17 protein-coding genes are annotated in these 16,916 nt (G+C 41.8%); 2 read left to right on the top strand and 15 right to left on the bottom strand.

Translation table 11 applies throughout. From position 1 onward, the window contains the following. Positions 1 to 304: 304 nt before the first annotated feature. The 11 genes from lonB to racE form a co-directional block, all read right to left on the bottom strand. Positions 305 to 2,032, bottom strand: a complete 1,728-nt coding sequence (gene lonB / locus BrL25_RS16680) for an ATP-dependent protease LonB (RefSeq protein ID WP_018672782.1) — start codon at positions 2,030 to 2,032, stop codon at positions 305 to 307. 298 nt (positions 2,033 to 2,330) lie between these two features. Then, a complete protein-coding gene (clpX, locus tag BrL25_RS16675; RefSeq protein WP_018672783.1) occupies positions 2,331 to 3,590 on the bottom strand; it encodes an ATP-dependent protease ATP-binding subunit ClpX in 1,260 nt (419 codons plus the stop codon). Between the two features lie 50 nt (positions 3,591 to 3,640). Further along, the gene (gene clpP / locus BrL25_RS16670) at positions 3,641 to 4,219 is read right to left on the bottom strand and encodes an ATP-dependent Clp endopeptidase proteolytic subunit ClpP (protein ID WP_018672784.1); all 579 of its coding nucleotides are present in this window, start codon (positions 4,217 to 4,219) and stop codon (positions 3,641 to 3,643) included. Between the two features lie 99 nt (positions 4,220 to 4,318). Beyond that, positions 4,319 to 5,602 (bottom strand): trigger factor, encoded by a 1,284-nt coding sequence (tig, locus tag BrL25_RS16665; protein WP_018672785.1) that lies wholly within the window; start codon positions 5,600 to 5,602, stop codon positions 4,319 to 4,321. Between the two features lie 134 nt (positions 5,603 to 5,736). Further along, the gene (locus tag BrL25_RS16660) at positions 5,737 to 6,258 is read right to left on the bottom strand and encodes a metallophosphoesterase family protein (RefSeq protein WP_018672786.1); all 522 of its coding nucleotides are present in this window, start codon (positions 6,256 to 6,258) and stop codon (positions 5,737 to 5,739) included. 2 nt (positions 6,259 to 6,260) lie between these two features. Then, positions 6,261 to 6,869 carry an XTP/dITP diphosphatase gene (locus tag BrL25_RS16655; RefSeq protein WP_018672787.1) on the bottom strand — a complete coding sequence of 203 codons (609 nt, stop codon included), beginning with the start codon at positions 6,867 to 6,869 and terminating at the stop codon, positions 6,261 to 6,263. Between the two features lie 264 nt (positions 6,870 to 7,133). Further along, positions 7,134 to 7,871 carry a ribonuclease PH gene (rph, locus tag BrL25_RS16650; protein ID WP_018672788.1) on the bottom strand — a complete coding sequence of 246 codons (738 nt, stop codon included), beginning with the start codon at positions 7,869 to 7,871 and terminating at the stop codon, positions 7,134 to 7,136. Positions 7,872 to 8,143: 272 nt separating this feature from the next. Then, positions 8,144 to 9,202 carry a GerMN domain-containing protein gene (locus BrL25_RS16645; RefSeq protein WP_018672789.1) on the bottom strand — a complete coding sequence of 353 codons (1,059 nt, stop codon included), beginning with the start codon at positions 9,200 to 9,202 and terminating at the stop codon, positions 8,144 to 8,146. A gap of 100 nt (positions 9,203 to 9,302) precedes the next feature. After that, entirely contained in the window at positions 9,303 to 10,460 is a 1,158-nt protein-coding gene (locus BrL25_RS16640; RefSeq protein ID WP_018672790.1) for an MFS transporter, read from the bottom strand. A 67-nt stretch (positions 10,461 to 10,527) separates the two neighbouring features. Next, complete coding sequence (locus BrL25_RS16635) at positions 10,528 to 10,944, bottom strand: MerR family transcriptional regulator (RefSeq protein WP_018672791.1); 417 nt, start codon at positions 10,942 to 10,944, stop codon at positions 10,528 to 10,530. 181 nt (positions 10,945 to 11,125) lie between these two features. After that, on the bottom strand, positions 11,126 to 11,950 hold the full coding sequence (gene racE, locus BrL25_RS16630) for a glutamate racemase (RefSeq protein WP_018672792.1): 825 nt from the start codon (positions 11,948 to 11,950) through the stop codon (positions 11,126 to 11,128). Between the two features lie 159 nt (positions 11,951 to 12,109). On the opposite strand from racE, the gene BrL25_RS25745 reads away from it, so the two are divergent. Further along, complete coding sequence (locus BrL25_RS25745; RefSeq protein ID WP_018672793.1) at positions 12,110 to 13,135, top strand: superoxide dismutase; 1,026 nt, start codon at positions 12,110 to 12,112, stop codon at positions 13,133 to 13,135. Between the two features lie 527 nt (positions 13,136 to 13,662). After that, the gene (locus BrL25_RS16620) at positions 13,663 to 13,935 is read left to right on the top strand and encodes an HU family DNA-binding protein (protein WP_003338869.1); all 273 of its coding nucleotides are present in this window, start codon (positions 13,663 to 13,665) and stop codon (positions 13,933 to 13,935) included. 144 nt (positions 13,936 to 14,079) lie between these two features. Here the strand turns inward: BrL25_RS16620 and BrL25_RS16615 are convergent, their stop codons facing one another. The 4 genes from BrL25_RS16615 to BrL25_RS16600 all read right to left on the bottom strand — a co-directional run bounded on the left by BrL25_RS16615 (position 14,080) and on the right by BrL25_RS16600 (position 16,912). Next, positions 14,080 to 14,964: an energy-coupling factor ABC transporter ATP-binding protein gene (locus tag BrL25_RS16615; protein WP_018672794.1), complete on the bottom strand. Its 885-nt coding sequence runs from the start codon at positions 14,962 to 14,964 to the stop codon at positions 14,080 to 14,082. Between the two features lie 75 nt (positions 14,965 to 15,039). Continuing rightward, entirely contained in the window at positions 15,040 to 15,840 is an 801-nt protein-coding gene (gene cbiQ / locus BrL25_RS16610) for a cobalt ECF transporter T component CbiQ (RefSeq protein ID WP_018672795.1), read from the bottom strand. Beyond that, positions 15,837 to 16,145 carry an energy-coupling factor ABC transporter substrate-binding protein gene (locus BrL25_RS16605; protein ID WP_018672796.1) on the bottom strand — a complete coding sequence of 103 codons (309 nt, stop codon included), beginning with the start codon at positions 16,143 to 16,145 and terminating at the stop codon, positions 15,837 to 15,839. The genes cbiQ and BrL25_RS16605 overlap by 4 nt, the downstream gene beginning before the upstream one ends. Further along, positions 16,145 to 16,912, bottom strand: coding sequence for an energy-coupling factor ABC transporter permease (locus BrL25_RS16600; protein WP_018672797.1), 768 nt, complete (start codon positions 16,910 to 16,912; stop codon positions 16,145 to 16,147). The genes BrL25_RS16605 and BrL25_RS16600 overlap by 1 nt, the downstream gene beginning before the upstream one ends. Positions 16,913 to 16,916 lie beyond the last annotated feature (4 nt).

The following is a 16,916-nucleotide window of genomic DNA, read 5'->3' as shown; positions in this document are numbered from 1 at the left end:
TTTCTAAGGCCACGATATCTCTCTTTTATAATGTCTGAAAGACGGTATCGTCTCATTGTATCGCAAAATGATACCCAATGTCTAATGACCACATGCATTTGCTTACATTGCACGCCTCTCATTGAAACATTCGTACCATATTCGATGATGAGCAGTTTTTATTATACCCAAAAATTCCTAATCTTTCATAGAAGCTTCTGCTCCTTTATACACTTTGATTGAAAAAAAAGGATAGAGATAGGCCCCGTCTAACCATGATAGGGACGGAGCCTATGTGTAAAACAAACCTATCTATCTTCTTCTGCTACAACGGTAAACCACCTGACTGAATCCCTTCCACTTGTACAGGTACACTAAACGGCGGTAAGTAGGCTTCTTCGGTCTGCTCAGTCTCATCAACTTGAGTTAAAGCGCCTTCGTCTACAAACGCCATTCGTATTGCCTCCTCTACATGATGGATTGCGATTACTTCAATTCCCTCCATATCCGCAAAGATCGTCTGCCAGTTCTCCGCTGGAATAAAAACACGTTTAGCCCCTGCTTGACGAGCTGCTTCTACTTTAGCAACTACTCCGCCAACTGGCTTTACCTTTCCATGTATGCTAACCTCACCTGTAACTGCCAACAAATTGTCAATTTGTCTATCTTTGATAGCTGAATAGATAGCGATTGCGATCGTCAAACCTGCGGAAGGACCATCCACGGGCACACCACCGGGAAAATTAATGTGTAAATCATAGTCATATGGCTGAATACCCAAGCGGTGAAGAACAGTTAATACATTATCAATGGAGCCTTTCGCCATAGATTTACGACGGATGGTACGGCTAGGACTGCCTAACTCCTCTTCTTCCACTAAACCAGTCAGAGTTAGTTTACCTGCACCTTTAATGGGCGCTAGCGAGGCCGTTACCTCCAATTCCATCACTGTTCCCATGTTAGGGCCATAGACAGCTAGCCCGTTAATAACACCAATTTGTGCTTGCTCATGAACCTGTTTCTCTTGACGTGGCGATTTTTGACTGCTATGAACCACCCATTCCACGTCTTGAGTGGTTACAACCTCGCGTCCTTCTGTCATACATATTCCTGCAGCTATCTGTAAGGTATTAATTGCTTCTCGTCCATTGGTAGCATAACGTTCTATTACAGCAATAGCCTCATTCTCTACCTGAATTTGCATTTTTTTCATGGCATTTGCAACAATACTCCCAATCTCATTAGGCTGTAGAGGACGGAAAAAAATCTCTAAACAACGCGAACGCAGAGCAGGTGGGATTTCTTCTGGTGTACGTGTTGTAGCCCCGACTAAGCGAAAATCCGCCGGCAGTCCGTATTGAAAAATCTCATGGATATGGGCAGGTATCTGGTTGTTTTCCTCGCTGTAATAAGCGCTCTCCAGCATTACTTTTCGGTCTTCCAACACTTTTAGCAGTTTATTCATCTGTACCGTATGTAGCTCGCCTATTTCATCTAGAAATAAAATCCCTCCATGTGCCTTGGTGACCGCACCTGGTTTAGGTTGTGGAATTCCAGCTTGCCCCATAGACCCAGCTCCTTGGTAAATCGGATCATGAACCGAACCAATTAGCGGGTCAGCAATACCACGTTCATCGAACCTGGCAATAGTCGCATCAATCTCCACAAATTTAGCATCTAGCTTAAAGGGAGAAAGTGAGCTTTTTTTAGCAGCTTCCAACACTACACGGGCAGCAGCTGTCTTCCCTACACCCGGTGGTCCATAAATAATGACATGTTGTGGATTAGGCCCACATAACGCTGCTCGTAATGCTTTTAGTCCATCCTGCTGTCCAACGATATCTTCTAATTTACTAGGTCGTGTTTTCTCAGACAACGGCTCAGTCAAAGCGACCATTTTCATTTTACGTAAATGATCTACCTCTTTACGGGATTCCTTTTCCGTCGAAACCTTTGTTGTTCTTTGCATCTTTAACAAATTAAAAAAGTAGATGCCAATAATGATCCCAACGACAAGCTCAATAGCCCCTACAATGACTGTTGTATATTCCAATTCTATACCCTCCCAAGTAATGCTGGTAGTACCTCCAACTATATAAAAGTAGTATTACCTAGTGCATGGGAGAGTAAACAGGATCGTTGCACAACCTTTTTGTATCAGGTTAGCCCTTGTGCCCAAACTTCCTTTCTTTGCCTCACAGTTCTGCTCAGAAGCTGTATCACACATGAATCCTTAGCATAGAACAAACTATAATTTGACACAAAAAAAGGTGCCTGTTCCAAAGAACGAAGCACCTTTTTATTAGGATTTTCTCCAAATAGGCCTTAGCCTACATTGTTGAAAGTCTATTTTACGCTGATTGGATAATGTCGCCCTCTTTATTCTTTAGCTGTGGTTTCACTTTTTCGGTAACCACTTCCTCAGTAATTAGGCACTTCTCCACGTCCTCACGAGAAGGAAGCTCATACATCATATCCAACATGATTTGTTCAATAATTGCACGTAGACCACGAGCACCAGTGTTACGCTTAATCGCTTCTTTCGCGATTTGAGTCAAAGCACCTTCTGTAAACTCAAGTTCTACTCCATCTAGGCTAAGTAGCTTTTGGTATTGTTTGATCAAAGCATTCTTTGGCTCTGTCAAAATCCGTACCAATGTCTCCTCATCTAATGGTTCAAGCGTTGCATGTACCGGCAATCGACCTACAAATTCCGGTATTAAACCGAATTTAAGCAGGTCTTCAGGCAATACATATTTCAGGTATTCGCCTTGTTTTAAGTCGGACTTCACGCCTTCTACCATTTCAGAACCAAAACCAATTACCTTTTTACCAATACGACGCTTGATAAGTTGCTCGATGCCGTCAAATGCACCACCGCAAATGAACAAAATATTGGAGGTATCGATTTGAATAAACTCTTGATGAGGATGCTTACGCCCACCTTGAGGTGGCACACTCGCTACTGTACCCTCTAGGATTTTCAACAACGCCTGTTGTACACCCTCACCTGAAACATCACGCGTGATAGAAGGATTCTCAGATTTACGAGCAACTTTATCAATCTCGTCAATATAGATAATCCCTTTCTCCGCTTTTTCTACATCATAATCAGCAGCTTGGATAAGCTTCAGTAAGATGTTCTCCACATCTTCCCCAACATATCCAGCTTCGGTTAGCGATGTAGCATCAGCAATCGCGAATGGCACATTCAGGATACGAGCTAGCGTTTGAGCTAATAACGTTTTACCGCTACCTGTTGGTCCAATTAGTACGATATTGGATTTAGATAATTCCACGTCCTCAATTTTCGCACCAGAATTAATTCGTTTGTAGTGATTATATACTGCAACAGCCAAGGATTTCTTAGCTTGATTTTGTCCAATAACATAATCATCCAAGATATTACGGATTTCCAATGGTTTTGGAATTTCCTTCATATCAATTTCTTCATCGGTCCCTAGCTCTTCTTGCACGATCTCATTGCAAAGCTCAATGCACTCATCACAAATGTAAACACCAGGACCAGCTACAAGCTTGCGAACCTGCTCTTGAGACTTTCCGCAGAAAGAGCACTTTAATTGACCTTTATCGTCATTAAATTTGAACATGTTTTTCACCTCACGTCGATGATTTTTTCAGCCTAGCACAGGATGGCCCCTTAACCGCGTTCGATCACACTGTCAATTAACCCGTAGTTTTTCGCTTCCTCAGCAGACATGAAGTTATCGCGATCTGTATCGCGGTCAATCACTTCATAAGGTTGACCTGTTCTTTCTGCCAAAATCTCATTTAATTGACGCTTTGTTTTGATAATCCAATCAGCGTGAATACGAATATCCTCCGCCTGACCACGAACACCACCCAGCGGTTGATGAATCATCACTTCACTGTTTGGCAACGCAAAGCGCTTACCTTTCGCGCCTGCAGCCAAAAGTACCGCACCCATGCTGGCCGCCATGCCGATGCAAATCGTGGAAACGTCCGATTTGATAAATTGCATGGTGTCATAAATCGCCATGCCTGCGGTTACAGAACCGCCTGGAGAATTTATGTATAGGCTGATGTCTTTTCCTGGCTCTTCAGATTCAAGGAATAACAATTGCGCAACTACCGCATTTGCTATTTCATCATCAATCTCACTTCCTAGAAATATGATACGGTCTTTTAACAGACGAGAATAAATATCGTACGCACGTTCTCCGCGGTTAGTTTGCTCTACGACCATAGGGATCAGCATAAGGGATGGCCTCCTTCACTCATTTCTGCTTCCTCTATCTGAGAAAACAAGGCACGAAAAAACGTTCGTGCCTTGCGCCCATATCTAAGGTTATGCAGTTTATTTGCTTTCTGCAACCAACAAATCTACAACTTTACGAGTTAAGATTTCACGGTACAATCCAGCAAGTCCGTCTTGAGCAGCAAAGATTTTCTTAAGCTCGTCAGCAGGACGACCATACATCTTCGCATATTGCTCAAGCTCTTGATCTACATCTTCTTCTTTTGTTTCAAGGTTTTCTGCATTAGCAATCGCTTCAAGAACCAATGCTGTGCGAACGCGCAACACTGCATCTTTACGCATTTGATCGCGAAGAGCAGATTCATCTGTACCAGAGAATTGGTAGTACAATTCTAGGTTCATACCTTGCATTTGTAAGCGTTGCTCAAATTCTTTAACCATTTGATCAAGCTCTGACTCAACCATAACATCTGGAATTTCGATCTCAGCATTCTCAGTAGCTTTTAGAACCAATTGCTCACGGACGTGGTTTTTCTTTTCCGCTTCTGCTTTTTCTTCTAATTTAGCTTTAAGGTCAGCTTTGTATTCTTCCAATGTGTCAAATTCGCTTACATCTTTCGCGAACTCATCGTCCAACTCAGGTAAGTTTTTACGTTTTAGGCTGTTCAATTTTACTTTGAACATAGCTTCTTTACCAGCAAGGTTTGGAGAGTGGTATTCTTCAGGGAAAGTAACAGTAATTTCTTTCTCTTCCCCGATTGCCATACCTACTACTTGCTCTTCAAAACCAGCGATGAATGTACCAGTTCCAAGTTCCAAAGAATAGTCTTCTGCTTTACCGCCTTCGAATGCAACTCCATCTTGGAATCCTTCGAAATCGATATTTGCAGAATCGCCAATTGCAGCTGGGCCTTCTTCAACTGTTACCAGTTCAGCGTGACGAGCTTGCAAATTCTTTAATTCTTCTTCGACCTGTTCTTCGCCTACAGTAAAATCTTTCTCTTCAACAGAAAGACCTTTGTAGTCACCCAATTTTACTTCAGGTTTTACAGTAACAGTTGCTTTGAACACTAATTTTTGACCAACTTCCATTTGCTCTACATCAACCTCTGGACGATCAACAGGTTCAATACCTGCTTCACGAACAGCTTGTCCGTATGCCTTCGGAAGAAGAATGTCCAATGCATCTTGGTACAAAGACTCAACGCCGAAGCGATTTTCGAACATTTTACGAGGTACTTTTCCTTTACGGAATCCAGGTACGTTCACTTTTTTTACTACCTTTTTAAATGCTTCATCCAGAGCAAGGTTTACTTGATCGGCATCAACTTCTACCGTCAAAACCCCCTGGTTATTCTCTAACTTTTCCCATTTTGCTACCACTTAAACTTCCCCTCCTAGATTAAATCCAGAAAACATTGCCTCACCCACACAGAAACAATCTATGTCATTAAGAAGCAATTTACCTGCCATTATAACCATTTCAGTATATCACATAACAAATAAATTTCAAGAAATCAGCGTCGTACCAAAAATTGACCACCACGTTCAGAAATTTCTTGTCCTTGTCGATCGTTGAAGCGCACCCGTACCTTAATATGGAAATCATCAGTACCTATTTGGTCCAGAACAGCATATGTAGGAGTCCTAAAACCACGTGGCATCATCAAACTACCAGGGTTAATGAACAAGATATCCCTCTCGACTTCACATACTGGAAAATGAGAATGTCCAAACAACACAACGTTCGCTCCCACTTCCTCAGCACGATAGTGTAGCTTCATCAGTGAGCTTTTAACATCGTACAAATGTCCATGTGTTTGGTAAATGATTAAATCTTTCCAGCGTGTAACTCGATCTTTAGCAACTGGTTCAAAATCACAGTTTCCTTGCACGAGTTTCATTTTTGAAAATGGTGCTTGCTTCTGGTCGACACAGAAGTCTCCACAATGCAGAATGATGTCTGCTGGGTGACGATCCACCACATCTTGTACCTCTTTGATTTGCCCATGTGTATCGCTGATGATGAGAATGCTCACGCCTATCTCTCCTTCAGTTTTTCTAGCAAATCCTTCATTGCCATGGCGCGGTGACTAATTGCGTTCTTCTGCTCTGGTGACAACTCTGCCATGGTGCATAATTGACTTGGTACAAAAAAGACTGGATCATAACCAAAACCATTGGAACCAGATGGTGCATGTGTGATTGCCCCTTCGCAAGCCCCTGTCGCAATAACTGGCTCTTGGCCTGGTGCTACATAAGCGAGCGTGCAACGGAATCGAGCTGTTCGATCTTTCATCGGAACATCTGCCAGTTTGGTTAATAGTTTCTGATAGTTTTCTTCATCTGTAGCCTTTTCTCCTGCAAACCGTGCAGAATAAACTCCTGGGGCACCATGTAAAGCATCTACCTCTAAACCAGAATCATCCCCGATTGCTGGTAATCCTAACAACTCTGAGATTGTTTTCGCTTTTTTGAGTGCATTGGCTTCAAACGTTTCGCCATCTTCCTCTACCTCGGGTGCATCTGGAAATTCCGAAACACTGATAGCTTCCAGATTCAATGCCGCAAACAATCTGTTGAATTCGCGAACTTTTCCTTGATTTCTAGTGGCTAACACCACTTTTTTCTTTGATGTTTGTTCACTCATGCTCGTCCCCCGCTTTCGTGATAAAAAGCTACCTTACAATCTTTATTGCTTATGTATTATCCCACATTATAACGCAAGCATTGTAAAAATTCACCTTTTCTCTGTAAACAAGATAGGCCTAAGATTTCTCATCCTTCCCTGACCTTTCATCCCTACAGTATTTTTTTCATGCCAATCATGTAAAAAACCCGAAATAACAGACATATGGAGATGTCCGGTTTCGGGTTTTATTTCACCTATGTAGGCCTATTGTGTACAGGAAAGTTACGCTTTACTGTAAAGCTTCACTTCTCCTAGCACTTCTTTTTGTAGTTCAATAAGGTCTTGAATCCCCTTTTGACCCAGTGCTAGTAATTGCATTAATTCATCAGTGCTAAATGGAGATTCTTCCCCTGTCCCTTGTAACTCTACATATTTGCCAGCGCCTGTCATGATAACATTCATATCAACAATCGCTGAAGAATCTTCTTTATAATTCAGATCCAGCACTGGTACACCCTCTACTACACCTACGGAAGTAGCAGCTAAAAAATCTGTGATAGGTAATTCTTTCCACGTTCCAGCAGTTACCAATGTATTCATAGCATCCACCATCGCTACAAATGCACCTGTAATAGACGCAGTACGCGTACCACCATCTGCTTGAATAACGTCACAATCTAACCAGATTGTCCGCTCTCCCATCGCTTCTAACTTCACAACTGAACGAAGAGCACGACCAATCAGGCGTTGAATCTCCATCGTACGACCTCCAACCTTGCCCCTAGAAGATTCACGCGCATTTCGTGTTTCTGTTGCACGTGGCAACATAGAGTATTCAGCTGTAATCCAGCCTTTTCCACCGTTTCGCATAAACGGAGGTACTTTTTCTTCTAACGTCGCTGTACAAATTACCTTGGTATCGCCTACCTCAATCAAGCAAGAACCTTCTGCATGCTTGATGTAATTACGGGTAATTTTAACGGGACGCAATTGGTCGCTCGAACGTCCATCCAATCTCATAAAAGACCTCCTAATATTTTCAGATTCGTAATTATGTCGCTGTGCTTGTTTACTGGTTGTCTTTGGAATGGTAACGTTTAATCACAAAGCCTTCAACTAGTATACCAAGGCACACCATGAACTGCTAGTTTTTCACTCTGATTCTCAGAAGAGCATGCTCGTTTTAACAAAAAAGCACCAGAAATAACACTGAAAAACCATTTTGGGAGGCTGTAAACCATGTAGACATAGACTATAAATAAACATCCACGCCCCTAGACGTGGATGTTAGCTTACAATTCAAAGGCATTAATTTGAATCGGTCTAGATACAGGCTGGTCGAATTTCATTGAACCTGCTTGAGCTAACGGTTTTCCCTCCACCTGCACCTGCACCTTCTTTATTCCTGTATTCTCTGTTAAAGACAACACAAGTGATTCCATCGCTTCAGGGTTTGCTTCCTTCCCCTTATCATACTTTAAAACATCGTTGCTTAGATTTACAACTACTGTATCTTTTTGTTGCTCAACTCCAAGTACCTTTGTAGTTCGTAATAAGGAGCTAAATAATGGTGAACCTTCTTTTGGCCCTTTGATCAGCTCTTCAACAGCTGCTTTCGACATGTCTTGTGTCTCCGGGATTAAACGTGTTACTGGAACAAAATAGGTTCGTTTATCATCTAGCTGACTTTGAAAATATACTGTTACCGCAGAAGTTCTGCCAGGATGTGCCCCTTCCACCAGTTCCGTGTTAATGCCCTTTTGACGGTTCAATAATGAGATAGGTGTACCATTTGCAGGCATCTCGTTTAAGGCCTGCCCATTTACCCAAATGGCAATGTCTTTAACCGTATCAAACTCTGTCATGGAACGAGTAATTGCATCGAGAATTTTTTGTTCATCGGTAGCTTTATAATTTTTAAACTCAGATGAGAATTCTATAGTTGCTTTTCCTTCTTTAATTGACATACCCAAAATTTTCGTTCCTTCAGGCAACAGAGCCTCAAATCCTTGTGGCTTCAATGTTTCCACAGGACCTCCCTTTACCATATAGCTTAGCACTTGTTTTGCGGGCCCTTCTGCTTTAGGCAAGATTAAGGAGACGGGGACGACAAAACCATTGGTATCTTGCAGATAAACCGTACGCTTTGTCGTTTGAGTAACCGCTCCTTGTGTCTCTTCTCCAGTCTGTTCTTCTGTTATCTGTAATGGATTAGGATCTACACCTGTAATGGATGGGGCCTGTATAGGGGCACTCGTTTCCTTGGACGGACCAAACAGCCCGCATCCTGTCATGAGTATCGCACTTAACCCAACAACCGCTGTCATTTTACCTATAGGTCTTTTTTTCATCCCATATCCTCCTCGTTGACACTTTGTACTACCATGTATACGAGCAGGGCTTGGGTTTATTCCTCCTTGGCCAAAGAAATCTAAAATCTAGCAATCCTTCTTAGACAGATTTCTCTTTAGAAGCGATGTTTATACTGATGATGATAATCGCAGCAACCGACATGATTACTGCTACCGCAAATGGAGCTTGTGGTGCAATTGCATGTCCAATTACTCCTGATAATAGGGGAGCTATCGCCGCTCCTAACCAACGTACAAAGTTATACACACCAGAGGTAATAGCCCGTTCAAATGGGGAGATTTCCATGACATAGCTAGAATATAGGGCATTATTTAATCCAAGTACCAATCCTGAGACAATAATAAGTATAATTTTAAATGTAATGCTAGGAATAGCAAATAAGCCGATTAAAATAACCGCTAAAGCAAGTAATCCATAGCGAATCAATGCTTTATAGGGAAATAGCGCCTCTAGCTTATGGGAAAGAACCGCTGATCCATACGCTAACATTAATCCCCATCCAAAAAACACAAAACCTAATTGAATGGCAGTCAAATGTAAAATAAGCGGCGAGTAGGCCAAAATAACAAAGAAACAATAATAATACAACATACCTGACAAAGCACCTTGCATAAACGGTCTGTAGGTTAAGAGGCTTAGAAGTTCCTTCATACCCGCTGTTTTGCGCTCTTGTTTTTTGGATGGTTCATTGACAAAAAAAATGACAAGAAGCAGTGCACAAAAAATAAAGAAAGAAGTAGCAAAGAATGGATAATTCCACGCAAAACCACCTAATAGACCACCTACTAAAGGACCCCCAGCCATTCCTAATCCAATCGCTGCTTCATACATTCCAACAGCACCACTCACCTCATCCGATAGGGCAATTAGTAACGTCATCGCTGTAGCAAAAAACATCGAGTTTCCCAATCCCCATCCCGCACGAAACCAAGATAATCCTACAATAGATGAGGACATTGCACACAACAACGAAAAAACAGTGACAATCGCTAAACCAATCGTCATTAATTTTTTATCCCCTAAACGCACAGCTAAAATACCAGATGGCAACATCATAATGGCCATGGTAAAAATATAGGCGGTAAATAACATCTCTACTTGCCAATGAGTCGCATGGATTTGTTCGGCAATGACTGGAAGAATGGGATCAACTACTCCTATTCCCATAAATGCAAAAAAAGTGGCTAGCACCGTGATGATACGTGCACGTTTTCGATTACTCTGAGTAAACTCCATCTCTGATACACCCCTACATTTTGGTCTTGTTCCTGTATTCAGGTTGTATATACACCTTTTATAGAATCTATGTTGTTCGCTTGTCGTTCTGCCGAAGCTTATCTATCTCGAGAAGCATATGCTGAAGGTCTTGACGAAAAGATTCCATTCGTCTCATTTTTTCCGTTAACATATCCACCTGCTGCTCTAATAGTTCATGGAGCCTATCAGCATGGATTGACGCTTGTTCGTCTTCTTTTTCATACGCTTGATCCATCTCTTCCTTCAAACTGATAAAATGTTGAAGCTCTGTTAAAGAAAAGCCAAGTACCTCGCGTGCCTCCAAAATCTTTTTGATATCACGAACATCCTCTGAGGAATATAGCCGAATTTTACCTTCCGTACGAATTGGGGGTTTAATCAAGCCTATCTCTTCATAATAACGTAATGTTCGTTTGGTTACTCCAACCTGCTTGGTTACCTCATCAATTTTAAAGAACGTCATGGTATCTCCTCCTTTTATATAGTTTGATATACAACTATATGTCGCAAATAACAATTTACGTTAACGTAACCTTTTTGTCAATAGAGACAGAACTTTTTTAAAAATGTCTAGTAAATAACAAAGCCAGTTCCCTCTGTTACAAGGAACTGACTTTGTTTACATATCATTCTATCCAAAATTCCTAAAATGATGAAGTCGCTTGCTCCAACGCTTGCTGCTGTACATTTAATGGACATTCCAGCCACTCTTCTCCAATTTGCTGAAATACCTGTTTATTGCCGCTTGTATAAAACAAATGTTGTTTTGGTTCGATTTCCTGCCGCTCATTCAGAAGTCCCTGCATAGACAACATTGCACTGAGTTCACGCGCAGTTTCTTCTGCCGAATTAATCAATATAATACTATCTCCCATTGCCTCCTGAATAAGTGGTGCAAGCAAAGGATAATGGGTGCATCCCAAAATCAATGTATCCAGCTCTTCATATCGGAAAGGCTTCAAGGTCTCTGTGATGATGCGCCGAGCATCTTCGGTGTGTAGGCGCTGTTGTTCAACTAAAGGAACAAACGCCGGACATGCCATACCTACTGTGTACAGCTCCGGATTAATACGGCGCATCGCTTTTAGATAGGCTCCCGTACGAATCGTCATTTCTGTACCGATTACTCCGATACGCCCCGTGCGAGATGCAGAGATGGCAGCACGTGCTCCTGGTTCAATTACACCGATAACTGGCGAATTCATTCGTTCCTTCGCTTCATGCAACACCACGGATGCTGCCGTATTACAAGCGATTACCAACGCCTTTAATTGAAATTGAGAGACAAATTGAATCATTTGATTCGTATATGTGCGAATCTCTTTGGAATCGCGTGAACCATATGGACAACGGGCATTATCGCCAAAATAGACAATCTTTTCACGCGGTAATTGCCGCATTACTTCTTTTACTACGGTCAAGCCGCCTACTCCTGAATCTATAATCCCGATGGTTTCTTTTCCATTCATTGATGTTAGCTCCTTTGAAGTCAGAGTCCCTTTTTTACCATATGCCGTTCACAGGTTCTATGCAATGACGCAAAGAGAATTAGCCAGCCAAAAATTTTTGAACCTGTAGGCATTTATCATCATAAAGTATACAGCAGGAAAGTTGAAGGAGGAATTACCTTGAACCACCGAATACAGCATCTCCTAGATTGGAGCGAATGGGGTCGGCAATGGGTCGATTACCTGCGTCAAAATCCTCATTGTGCTGAAATGAAACGGGATTTGCATAAATTCCATGTGGCCTTTAGCGAAGTGGGGCGCAAAGCCAACTATTACCAAGATAAAGAGGACCGAGAGGAAGAAATTTCTAAATTAGCTTCCCAAGCTGAAGACATTCAGCGGCACTTCCATGACCTCCTCCGTCTCGTCCAAAATCGAAAAACAGAGGAAGAGAACCAAGAGGAAGAAAAGCAAGCCAACCCGAAGACAAGAGGTCGCTTTCAACGGCATCCTAGGGTAGAACCACCCACAAAACCAGCTATTATTGCAGTTATGTCAGAATCAACCTATTCTAATAAAGCCGTTCCGATTGGTGGTCACACCCTTCCACCTCTTCCCTATTCTTATGACGCGTTAGAACCATATATCGATGAGGAAACAATGCGTATTCATCATGATATACTACATCGCAATTATGTTAACAACTTAAACAAAGCTGAAAAAATGATGGCCCAAGCTCGCGAAACAGGAAATTATGACCTAATTAAATTCTGGGAAGGGCAAGCAGCTTTTAATGGTGCTGGGCACTACTTGCATACCATTTTCTGGTCTGTTATGCGTCCAGATGGTGGTGGTATGCCAACAGGAGAACTAGCTACCCATATTAATAGTTACTTCGGATCCTTTGATAAATTCATGCAACAGTTCTCACAGGCAGCTGAAAAAGTAGAAGGAGGTGGCTGGGCTATTCTGGTTTGGTCTCCACGCTCCCATCACTTGGAAATTTTACAGGCGGAAAAACACCAAAATTTATCGCAGTGGGATGTAGTTCCATTACTAGTTTTAGATGTATGGGAGCATGCCTACTTCCTCTCTTATCGTAGCCAAAGAGCTGATTATATCAAAGCATGGTGGAACGTCGTCAACTGGGAAGAGGTAGAAAATCGCTTCCGTCAAGCAAGTCGTCTACGCTGGAAACCATATTAATCTTGTATGGTTGCACTTCTACTGTCTAAGATAATACTCCCCAGTCCTTGAGAAAAACATATCAGATACATGAAAAATACATGACAAATTCAAGATAAAAGAAAGTAGATGGGATTATTCTTTTGTCCATTCGTTTTTACAATTTCAATACCTATTCAAACAAAAACACAAAAAGAGCATGCGAGTGCCCTATGACCCGCCTGCTCTTTTGTATTTTTACTTTTATTAGCTTAAAAAAAGGGGTAGATATCAAGTTCCTTACCTAACACGGTTACTATGTTTAACAGGCTATTATCATTTGTTTTCTACGTTCTTCTCTCCTGATTTCGTTTTCTTTTCGTTGATTTTTAGGTTTGTAATAAGTAAAATTTGGCAAATATAGGAGCAAACAAAAAATTTTATCCTTTGTTTTGTCCTTTTTTGAAAAAAAAGGTGATTTTTTAAGGGTTTCTCTGCTTTTTTACTGTTCTAATAAAAGATTTTTTGGTATGATGAGTAGTAGTTTTTTAAAGAAAAGAGGTAAGAAAATGAACAAGACAGAATTGATTGCAAAAGTAGCTGAAACAGCTGAATTAACAAAAAAAGATGCTGGACAAGTGGTTGACGCCGTATTCGAAGCAATCACTGGCGCACTAAAAGGTGGAGAAAAAGTTCAATTGATGGGCTTTGGTACTTTTGAAGTACGCGAACGTGCTGCTCGTAAAGGCCGCAATCCTCAATCTGGTGAAGAAATCGAAATCCCAGCAAGCAAGCTACCAGCTTTCAAAGCAGGTAAAGAATTAAAAGAAGCTGTTAAGTAATCATTCTTCCTACATAAGAAGAGACAAATAAGGCTAGCAAATGACCAAAGGTTGTTTGCTAGCCTTTTTCTAATTAAATCACAATACACATCACTTACTGCTGAAGCGACTCCTCTTCAACGCTCTTACTCTAAGCTATGCGTTTTAGTTTTTCGTTACCAGCATCCGTTCCTTTTCTTTCATGCCTATTCTCTCTATATAACTGCACCATTCTTGTACGGTTCGTGGTGCCTTCCACGTAGCACGCTGCTCCTCATTTAATAGTGGTTGAGTACCTTCCCAGACAGTGTAGAGTAGAGGAATACCTAGCTGTACTTGGCGTAAAAGATCTTTCTGCTGAAAAACATCTTGTGGAGTTCCCTCCAAAAGGAGCGAGCCTCTATGCATAACAAAAACCCAATCTGCCCAAGCATAAGCTAGCTCCAAATCATGTGTAGACATAACAACGGTCGTACCTTGCTGATAAATTTGTTCCAATTGAGTCAGAAACAGCTGTGTATGATAGCTATCCAGATAAGCTGTTGGTTCATCAAGCAGGAGTAATTCGGGTTGTAATACAACAACTCCCGCTAGAGTCACTAGCTTTTTTTGTCCTAGGCTTAACTGATGTAATGGCAGGTGTAACCACTCTGTTATTTGAAAGGCTTCAGCTGTCGCCAACACACGCTCACGAACCTTATCTACGGAGAGGCCTTGATTACATAAGCCATAGGATAGATCTTCAGCCACTGTAGCCGCCAATAATTGATGCTCCGGATCTTGCATCACTAATCCTACTTTGCTACGTAACTCTTGTAAAAAACGGCGATCATAACGGTATGGTTCTCCCTTGTAGTACAGCTCACCCTCTGTTGGGCGGTAAATACCATTTGCCTGCAAAAACAAAGTAGATTTCCCCGAACCATTATGTCCGAGAAGTACGCTCTTCTTACCTTTTGGGATACGTAAACTGATTTCCTTTAGAGCGAGGCTATTTGTCTTGTGTTCGTAGGCATAACTTACTTTTTCCAGGCTGATCAAGGTTTCCACAAGAGCCACGCTCCCTTTCTAGTAGTAAAGAAACTTGGCGATTGCCAAGTCTCTCATTTTATCCGTTCTTATCTCTTATAACAGGGAGTGCCAGAATATCAGAGCTACACAGCACGCTCCCCCAATTGTAGCCTCGATGAGATATCGCTTTACATATACCTCTTTTTCCATATGAACCACTCGCAGATCTCCATCGAATCCACGCGCTAGAAGACCATAAGTTAATTGTTGATACCGTTGCATACTTTTAGCAAACAACAAGCTGACTAGTCGGCCCATGTCCTTCAATTGGGCTGAAAAACTCCCATGCCCACCACGTGCTTTTTGCGCAATCCATAAATCATGTGCCGTTTGGAAAAATACAAATAAGAATCGATACATCAACATAATAAGTTCAACAATGATGGGAGGCACTCGTAATGCGCGCAATACGTCAAGCAATTGAACTAAAGGGGTCGTTAGTAGCAAAAATGCAAAACAAGCACTAGCACCCAATGTGCGGCTAAACAACTTAGCGATCACAAACAAATTACGTTGATCAATAAAGACATACCAGTCACCTATTGTGATCAAGTGCCAGCTAGCTTCTAATCCAATGTTGGCTGAGCCAGACAAGTGTTGTACGTCGATTAACAAGGCCGGCGTACTACTAATAAAAAACAAACAGGCAACTCCGATAAAAATAAGATAGCTACGCAAAGGAACACTGGCATAGCCTACAATCCAGATACTCATCCAGATAAAAATAGCAATTTGGATTTCCATATCTGCACATAAAGCAAGCACAAGCATTCCTGCCGCAAAACCAGCTTTGAAACGAGCAGATACATCACGTAGTCGATTTTGGTACGCTATCCGATCGATCCAGAGATTCATTCTTGTACTTCTCGTGTCGCTTCATTTTTTTTGCGACCTTTAAAAAATCCAATTGCGTACCCAATCACACCAGCTCCAATGGCTGCCTGAACCGCAAACAACAAGCTTTCTGTTTCAGAGCCTGGTACTTCCATTAACGGTTGAAACCATGGTTCGTACTCTGGTGCCAGCTCCTGAATCGCTTCTTCTGCTTGACCATCTGCTCCACCAAATTCCGAGTCCTTGATCATCATTAGTGGAATGACAGCAATAACTACCACGAGGGCAAGTAACAACAAGTTTTTCCATTTGGCTACTCGTTTCATTATTTGGCACCTCCCCGCAAGCTAAGCAACATTTGCAATTCCTGACGGTTATACGCACTAATCCAGTTCCAAACAACAACAGTAAGTAGCCCCTCGCAAATAGCTAATGGAATCTGAGTGACTGCAAAAATGGTTCCAAACTTAATGAACGCAGCAGTAAAACCACCAGTAGCCGCTGGAAAAGCGAATGCTAATTGAACAGATGTAGTGATATAAGTAGCTAAATCAGCCAAAGCAGCAGCGAAGAAAATGCTGACCCCTTGCTTTACTTGCATACCGCTTAGTAAGCGATAAATACCATAGCCTACAAACGGTCCCACAACGGCCATAGAAAAAGCATTAGCTCCTAGTGTGGTCAATCCTCCATGGGCAAGTAAAATCGCTTGAAATAACAGAACGATACTACCTAAAACGCTCATAATTTGTGGTCCGAATAACACTGCTCCAAGTCCTGTACCTGTTGGATGAGAGCTACTGCCTGTTACCGACGGAATTTTAAGCGCCGACAATACAAAGCTAAACGCACCAGCCAATGCTAATAACAGTTTCACTTGGGGTTTGTCATTCGTCAAACGTATTAAAGAGCGAAGTCCCCAGACAAAGAACGGTACAAATACTACCCACCAAAAGATCGCCCATCCTATAGGCAAAAAACCTTCTGCAATATGCATAGCGTAGGCACTTTCAGGGGAGTTCACCAAAAAATACAGAGCAAACACAGGAAGTAACCATAACAAACGACTACTTGCTTTCCATTTCCGATTCATTTTC

It is taken from the genome of Brevibacillus laterosporus DSM 25, assembly GCF_002706795.1.
Taxonomy (GTDB): domain Bacteria; phylum Bacillota; class Bacilli; order Brevibacillales; family Brevibacillaceae; genus Brevibacillus_B; species Brevibacillus_B laterosporus.
This window is presented reverse-complemented; position numbering and strand designations above follow the sequence as displayed.

Bases quoted from the DNA above. Each gene is read 5' to 3' on its own strand.
- clpX (WP_018672783.1), bottom strand. From the start codon at position 3,590: ATGTTCAAATTTAATGACGATAAAGGTCAATTAAAGTGCTCTTTCTGC.
- clpP (WP_018672784.1), bottom strand. From the start codon at position 4,219: ATGCTGATCCCTATGGTCGTAGAGCAAACTAACCGCGGAGAACGTGCG.
- BrL25_RS16655 (WP_018672787.1), bottom strand. From the start codon at position 6,869: ATGAGTGAACAAACATCAAAGAAAAAAGTGGTGTTAGCCACTAGAAAT.
- rph (WP_018672788.1), bottom strand. From the start codon at position 7,871: ATGAGATTGGATGGACGTTCGAGCGACCAATTGCGTCCCGTTAAAATT.
- BrL25_RS16645 (WP_018672789.1), bottom strand. From the start codon at position 9,202: ATGAAAAAAAGACCTATAGGTAAAATGACAGCGGTTGTTGGGTTAAGT.
- BrL25_RS16640 (WP_018672790.1), bottom strand. From the start codon at position 10,460: ATGGAGTTTACTCAGAGTAATCGAAAACGTGCACGTATCATCACGGTG.
- BrL25_RS16635 (WP_018672791.1), bottom strand. From the start codon at position 10,944: ATGACGTTCTTTAAAATTGATGAGGTAACCAAGCAGGTTGGAGTAACC.
- racE (WP_018672792.1), bottom strand. From the start codon at position 11,950: ATGAATGGAAAAGAAACCATCGGGATTATAGATTCAGGAGTAGGCGGC.
- BrL25_RS16620 (WP_003338869.1), top strand. From the start codon at position 13,663: ATGAACAAGACAGAATTGATTGCAAAAGTAGCTGAAACAGCTGAATTA.
- cbiQ (WP_018672795.1), bottom strand. From the start codon at position 15,840: ATGAATCTCTGGATCGATCGGATAGCGTACCAAAATCGACTACGTGAT.
- BrL25_RS16605 (WP_018672796.1), bottom strand. From the start codon at position 16,145: ATGAAACGAGTAGCCAAATGGAAAAACTTGTTGTTACTTGCCCTCGTG.
- BrL25_RS16600 (WP_018672797.1), bottom strand. From the start codon at position 16,912: ATGAATCGGAAATGGAAAGCAAGTAGTCGTTTGTTATGGTTACTTCCT.